The organism is Longimonas sp. (assembly GCF_046498435.1).
Lineage (GTDB): Bacteria > Bacteroidota > Rhodothermia > Rhodothermales > Salinibacteraceae > Longimonas.
In genome coordinates this window covers 1-7,075 of the sequence record NZ_JAWOAR010000113.1, presented here as the reverse complement: position 1 = coordinate 7,075, position 7,075 = coordinate 1, and the positions used below count along the sequence as shown (strand labels likewise).

The 7,075-nt window shown below is 62.5% G+C and carries 6 protein-coding genes; 1 reads left to right on the top strand and 5 read right to left on the bottom strand.

The features are described from left to right. Nucleotides 1-67: 67 nt before the first annotated feature. The 5 genes from R6U20_RS04505 to R6U20_RS04485 form a co-directional block, all read right to left on the bottom strand. The gene (locus R6U20_RS04505) at nt 68-3,112 is read right to left on the bottom strand and encodes a methylmalonyl-CoA mutase family protein (RefSeq protein WP_410336675.1); all 3,045 of its coding nucleotides are present in this window, start codon (nt 3,110-3,112) and stop codon (nt 68-70) included. 208 nt (nt 3,113-3,320) lie between these two features. Next, entirely contained in the window at nt 3,321-3,455 is a 135-nt protein-coding gene (locus tag R6U20_RS04500; RefSeq protein WP_410336674.1) for a ribbon-helix-helix protein, CopG family, read from the bottom strand. Nucleotides 3,456-3,515: 60 nt separating this feature from the next. Further along, a complete protein-coding gene (locus tag R6U20_RS04495; protein WP_410336673.1) occupies nt 3,516-4,019 on the bottom strand; it encodes a Uma2 family endonuclease in 504 nt (167 codons plus the stop codon). A 180-nt stretch (nt 4,020-4,199) separates the two neighbouring features. Next, entirely contained in the window at nt 4,200-4,868 is a 669-nt protein-coding gene (locus R6U20_RS04490; protein ID WP_410336672.1) for a TIGR04282 family arsenosugar biosynthesis glycosyltransferase, read from the bottom strand. Nucleotides 4,869-4,943: 75 nt separating this feature from the next. Continuing rightward, complete coding sequence (locus tag R6U20_RS04485; RefSeq protein ID WP_410336671.1) at nt 4,944-6,110, bottom strand: cysteine desulfurase family protein; 1,167 nt, start codon at nt 6,108-6,110, stop codon at nt 4,944-4,946. Between the two features lie 139 nt (nt 6,111-6,249). Between R6U20_RS04485 and R6U20_RS04480 the strand changes: the two genes are divergently transcribed. Beyond that, nucleotides 6,250-7,075 (top strand): UDP-N-acetylglucosamine 1-carboxyvinyltransferase (locus R6U20_RS04480; protein WP_410336670.1); only part of this gene is annotated, 826 nt, incomplete at its 3' end.

Here is a 7,075-nt window from a genome sequence, read left to right as displayed (position 1 = left end):
CATTCGAACATGGTTGCCGTGCCATTCAATGGTCGGGATCATATCATCGCCCCTTAATCAATCATTTCTACCCAGCCGTAAGGATCGGGCTTCTGCCGGTACTGGATGGCCACGATCTCGTCATAGAGCCGCTGAGAAACCTCACCCATCTTTCCCCCGGCCACCACGTAATTTTGCAGTTGTCGTAGATCGCCATCAGCGCCTGCAAGGTGGTGCGGATGTCGTTGAACTGGATCTCCTGCGCGTGCAGGCTGCGCCCGGAGGTCTGGATGTGATACTTCAGCTTCTGACTCCGCTCATTCGCATCATACAACTCCCGCATTGCCACGCTCCAGATGCGCCGCGCCACGCGTCCGATGACGCTGTACTCCGGATCCATGCCGTTCGAGAAGAAGAACGACAGGTTGTGCGCGAAGTCGTCGATGTCCATGCCGCGGCTCAGGTAGTACTCCACGTACGTAAAGCCGTTGGCGAGCGTGAAGGCAAGCTGCGTAATCGGGTTCGCCCCGGCCTCGGCAATGTGGTAGCCCGAAATCGACACCGAGTAGAAGTTGCGCACCTTCTCATCGATAAAGTACTGCTGGATGTCGCCCATCAGCCGCAGGGCAAAGTCGGTCGAGAAGATGCAGGTGTTCTGTGCCTGATCTTCCTTCAGGATGTCGGCCTGCACGGTGCCGCGCACTACGTTCAGCGTATCGGCTTTAATGGATGTGTAGGTCTCTGCATCCAGCGCGCCCCATTCCACAAGATCGGAGCCGGTGCATCCCAGGAGGCCCAGTCCGCTTCCGTCGTGGGTTTCTGGCAAGCCGTCTTCGCGTCCGTCGGGGCCGTAGGGCACGTACTCGGGCCGTTCGTCGCCGAGCTTCTCATCGATGAGGGCATCCACCTCCTCCCAGCGCCCTTCCTCGCGCAGGTGCTTCTCTACCTGCTGATCAATCGCCGTGTTCAAGAACATGGCCATGAGCATCGGCGCGGGGCCGTTGATCGTCATGGAGACGGAGGTCTTGCGGTCCGACAGGTCGAAGCCCGAGTAGAGCTTCTTCATGTCGTCGAGCGTGCAGATGGAAACGCCCGCGTTGCCGACTTTGCCGTAGATGTCGGGCCGCTTGGCCGGGTCGAAGCCGTAGAGCGTGACGCTGTCGAACGCGGTGGAGAGGCGGTTTGCTGGCGCATCCGACGATACGAGATGGAAGCGCCGGTTCGTGCGCTCGGGACTCCCCTCACCTGCGAACATGCGCGTGGGGTCTTCGCCTTCGCGCTTGAACGGATACACGCCCGCAGTGAACGGAAAGTAGCCGGGCAGATTTTCGAGGAGGGCAAAGCGAAGCTGCTCGCCCGGCGCATCGGTCTTGGGGAGGGCCACACGCGGGATTTTCGTACCTGAGAGGCTCTCGCGGTAGAGCGGCACCGTGATGTCGCGCCCGCGCACCGTGTACGTGAACTCCTCTTGCTGATACGCCTCTTTCAGGTCGTCCCACTGGTCGAGGATGTCCTTGCAGCGCGCATCGAGCTTAGCCCACCAGTGCTCCACCATCGCATCCAGCCGACCCGCCAGTTGCTCCTGGTCTTCGGGCGCCCAGTCGTCCACCTGTTCGCGGGCCCCTTTGGCCTCGCCCCACTTCCGAGCGTAGGTGACTTGCTGTTCGGCCCAGCTGCGGTAATCCTGGCACGTCTCCGCAATCTCGCCCAGATAGCGCTGGCGGTTGGGCGGAATGATGGCGACGTCGGCAGGTTCGGGTTCGGGGGTGTCGTCCCAGCTGTACAGTCTTGAGCGCTGCTCAAAGTCGAAGTCGTCGTTCAGGCGGTCGAGCAGAGCCAGGTAGAGGCGCGTAACGCCCGGATCCCCAAAGTGCGAGGCCATGGTCGGGTAGACTGGCATCTCCTTGGGCGATTCGTCAAAGCGCATGTGGTTGCGCTGCACCTGCTTGCGCACGTCGCGCAGAGCATCGCGGCTGCCGCGCTTTTCGTACTTGTTGAGCGCCACGATATCCGCCAGATCGAGCATCCCGATCTTTTCAAGCTGCGTGGGCGCGCCGAAGTCGTGCGTCATCACGTAGAGCGAGAGATCGGTGAGGTCGACGATCTCCGTATCGCTCTGGCCGATTCCGGCGGTTTCCAGAATGATGAGGTCGTATCCGGCGGCGCGGCAGACGTCCATCGCATCCTGCAGCGCTTTGCTCGTGGAGCGGTTGGCCTGCCGCGTGGCAAAGGAGCGCATGTACACCCGCTCAGACGTCCCATCGCCGTAGATGGCGTTCATGCGGATGCGGTCGCCCAAGAGCGCGCCCCCGGTGCGTCGGCGCGTGGGGTCGACGGAGAGCACGGCGATCGACACGTCGTCGAAGTCGTTCAGGAAGCGGCGGATGAGTTCGTCGGTTAGCGTGGATTTTCCGGCTCCGCCCGTGCCGGTGATGCCCAGAGCTGGGGCCTTCGATTTTAGATTTTGGATTTTGGAGGCTTGCTGTTCTGTGGTGTGCGGGGCGCCGTCGCCGCTTGCGGGCTGCTCGCCGCCGATCTGCACTTCTTGCACATCTGTGGATTCAGCGCCTGCACGAGCCGCCGCGGGCAGCTTGAGGGTCGCAGGCTCGCCCATCTCGGTTTTCGAGAGGCTGCGCGCAATAACGCGAGCATCTTTCGGCGAGGGCGAATCCGAAATCCCAAATCCCAACTCCAAAATCGGAACGTCGCACGCCTCCACCATCTGATTGATCATCCCTTGCAGGCCGAGGCGCATGCCATCTTCGGGCGAGAAGATCTTCGCGATGCCGTAGGCTTCCAGTTCCGCGATCTCGTCCTCGACGATGACGCCCCCACCGCCGCCATAAATCTTGATGTGCCCCGCGCCCCGCTCCTCCAGCAGGTCGTGCATGTACTTGAAGTACTCCATGTGTCCGCCCTGATAGCTGGAGACGGCGATGCCCTGCGCATCCTCCTGAATGGCGGTGTCTACAATCTCCTGCACCGAGCGGTTATGGCCCAGGTGGATCACCTCCACGCCGGTGCCCTGCAGGATGCGCCGCATGATGTTGATAGCGGCGTCGTGGCCGTCGAACAGGCTCGTGGCCGTGACGAAGCGAACGGGATGCTCGGGCGAATAGCGGTCGGCTTCCATGACGGGGCGCGGTGGTAAATGAGGAAATTGAATTGTAACTGTCGTTTTTGCAAAAGCCCGTCGCGGTATTCAGTTTCGACTTCACCGAAAGCGCTTCCGAAAGCACAGCCTCACACGTGTAAAACGGCCATGCGAGATGCGACGCCTCTTGTTTCGCCCAGCGGTGGTGCTAATCGCGGCGGCCTCCAGAAACGAGCCTGGCTCCGGCTCAATGGGCGTCGTCCGCGGCGGAGCGAACGGCGTCTTCTGTTGACGTTCCTTTCTGGCAGGCCAGGCGCTCGATGCGGGCGTTCTGTTCGGGGGTGAGGCGAAGCGTGAGGCGCTGCGTGGCAGTATTGGACATGAGACCACGGCGGGTTAATTGGGAAACGTGGCGATGCGATCGATGGATGACGGTAGGTGTTTACGAGTGCGGATTGCCAGTCGCCCCCTGATTGAACACCGCCTCCACTGCAATCTCGAGGTCCAGCACCGGGTCCACCACCGTTCCGCTGGAGACCGTCGTGCCGTCCAACGTGCCGGGAAAGACCGTCACCGTGCGGAGCGGCGGATGCACAAGCCAACACGACTGCACGCCTGCGCCGAGCAGGAACTCAATTTTGTCGATGAGCGCCTGCGTGCTTTGCGTTGGACTCTGAATTTCGACTGCCAACAGCGGCGGCTCCTGTACGCGAACGTCATCGTGCAGCAGATCGACGTCCGCGGCGGCGTAGAGCGAAAGATCTGGCGTCAACTCGCGCTCATCCAGGTCGAGCGTCAGTTCCGAGAAAATCGTGAACCGGTCTCGGTGGGCGAGAAGAACACCAATGAGGTTGGCTTGCGTGTATCCGTGGGCTTTGCTGGGCATAGGCTTGCCTCGTTCCCGCTCGTAGTCGGAAACGGTCTGCGGAGAGGATGTGGTTTCCATGGGGACACGGGCGTCAATGGGCGTGAGCACGACTGGCGTCCGAGGCAGCAGAAATATACCGGACAAAGGTTATATGATGAAGACGCGACGTTGTGCCGGATCCTCATGGGCGCTGCTGCGCCAGCTTAAGCATCATGAAGAAACGCGCTAACGCTGAGTGACAGGCGCGCTCTTACGACGCTACACCAGCGAGCGCAACTCCAGCGCCTGTACGGCTTCCTCGGTGTGCGGCGTAGGCGGGCCCTCGTCCATGTCGGCCAGCATGAGGCGGAGCGCGGCAGGCGTGTCTACGTCGTACCAGCGCGGCAGGACCGTCAGGTTTGCACTGGTGCGCCCGATGCGCGTGAGTGTCTGGTTGAGGACTTGTGGATGGCTGTATCGCATCCCCTCAAAGACCTGCGGGTAGCGTGCGTTCATGCCAATCAGGTAGAAGCCGCCATCGTAGCTCGGGCCCAGCGCAATGCTGCTCGGACGCTTGAGCGCAGCGAAGGCTTCGCGCAGGAAGGCAGTGGGCAGGGTGGGGTGATCGCTCCCGACAATAGCGATGCGCTCATAGCCATCGCTCAGCGTTGCATCAATCGCGTTTCGCATACGCGCGCCCAGCGAGGGCCCTTGCTGCACGGCCATCGCATCCACACGCTCCGCAAATGGCTGCCCCTGTCCGTTCGGCAGCCCTTCGGCCCAGTGCAGAATGACATCGGCCTCCAGCGCCTGTGTCTGCTCCAGCAGGTCAAGCAAGAAGGCCCGGTAGAGCTGTGCGGCCTCCTCATCCGTAAGCACAGGCGTGAGGCGCGTTTTTACGCGTCCGGGGGCAGGCCATTTGGCGAAAACAAGCAGAGCGCTACGCATGCAACAGAGGACGGTTAGCTACTAAAATACAGGGGGATACAGGAGGCTGGTGCAGTCTCCAACAGACCGAGGGCGCTACCCACGCATCCGGCTGATGGTGTCGTGGAGGACCTCGACCGCACGGGTCAGGTGGTCGGATGTAGTGTCGCGTCCGAGTGAGAACCGCACGGCGGCTGCGGCAGTGGCGTTGTCGAGACCGATGCCCGAGAGCACGTGGCTGGGCGTGAGGGTGCCGCTGGTGCAGGCTGAGCCCGCCGAGGCCAAGATGCCCTTCATATCCAGATTCAAGATGAGCATCTCGCCGTCGAGGCCCTCGCCGTTCTGTGGAGGCACGGCTACGTTCACGATGTGCGGCGCGCGGTGATCCGGCCCCGGCGGCGTGTTGCATACAACAGCATCGCCGAGTGTATCTTCAATCCGCTGCATGAGATCGGACTGCAGGGTGCGCAGGCGCGGCGCTTCCTCAGGTGCACGTTCGTAGGCCCGCTCCAGCGCTACGGAGAGTCCGACCATGCCCGCTACATTTTCGGTGCCTCCGCGCTGGTCGCGTTCCTGGCTTCCGCCTTCAATGAGCGGCGGCAGCGCCGATCCGCCCCGTACGTAGAGCGCGCCCACGCCCTTGGGACCGTACAGCTTGTGCGCCGAAATGGTGGCATAGTCCACGCCCAACTCGCGCATGTCGTTCTGCAGGAGACCCATCGACTGCACGGTGTCGCTGTGTAGGGCCACACCGTGAGCGCGGCAGATTTCGGCAATCGCAGCGATGTCGGTGCGCACGCCCGTTTCGTTGTTGACGTGCATGAGGGAGACAAGCGCAGTATCGGCGATGAGGGCATCTTCGACCTGTTCGGGCGCGATACCTCCGTAGCGATCGGGCTGCAAACGGGTCACGCGGTAGCCTGCGCGTTCGAGGTCGGATGCCGGTTCGAGCACAGCCTCATGCTCCACCGTAGACGTGATGAAGTGCGCCCCAGCCCCGGCATCCGCCATGCGCTTACGCAGCACCCAATTGTTGGCCTCGGTCGCACCGCTGGTGAAGACGACTTCGCTCGGCTCGGCTCCGATGCAGCGGGCTACACGCTCGCGAGCCTCCTCGACCGCTACGCGGGCCTGCCGCCCCCACCGGTGCACCGACGACGGATTGCCGTGATGCTCGGTGAGGTACGGCATCATCGCCTCCAGGACCGCTTCGTCGAGGGGCGTGCTGGCTGCGTGGTCCAGGTAGATGGTATCGGTGGACATAGCGAAAACACGTCGAATCCAACAAACAGAATAGGCCTATCGCCTGCGGGCAACCGCACAGGCGAACAAGTGCCGGTACGCGTGTTTTAAGACGACCGTTGCCCTCTCGTTGTTGTGCGAAAATGCAGTCCCCACCTTTATGGACAAACTCGTTGTAACAGGCGGCCAGCCGCTCACCGGATCGCTTACGGTTGGCGGATCCAAAAACACGGCGCTTCCACTGATGGCCGCCTCGCTTCTGGCCGACGGCACCACCACACTCACCAATATTCCGGCGTTGCGCGACGTGTACACGTTTTCGAACGTGCTGCGCGTGTCGGGCGCATCGGTCTCGTTCAACGAGTCGGCTCATCAGCTTACGGTGGATGCCGGGCGCCTTGACCACCCCGAGGCACCCTACGACCTCGTCAAGAAGATGCGGGCGTCGTTCTACATGTTGGGTGCGCTCATTGGACGCTGCGGCCAGGCACGCGTGTCGCTGCCGGGCGGCTGCGCCTGGGGACCGCGTCCGGTCGATCTGCACCTTGAAGGGATGAAGGCGTTTGGCGCGTCGATTGAGCTGGATCAGGGCTACGTGGTGGCGGAAGCGCCGAACGGACGCCTGGACGGCGGCACGTTTCGGATGGAGCCGTCCAGCGTGGGCGCGACCATCAATCTGCTGCTCGGGGCAGTGACGGCCCGCGGCGGCTCTCGCATCGAAAACGCCGCGCAGGAGCCCGATGTGGTGGCCTTTGGCGAAGCGCTCAAGCAAATGGGCGCACAGATCGATGGCCTGGGTACGCGCACGGTTGAGATTCAGGGGGTGGATGCGCTGGAGCCGACCTCCGTCCGCAACACGCCCGACCGCATCGAGATGGGCACCTTCATGGTGGCGGCGCTGCTGGCGGGCGAGCCGGGCGTGCCGTTTCAGGTCAAGAACGGGCACCATCCGCATTTGGGCGCCGCCTTCAAAAAGCATCTGGCCG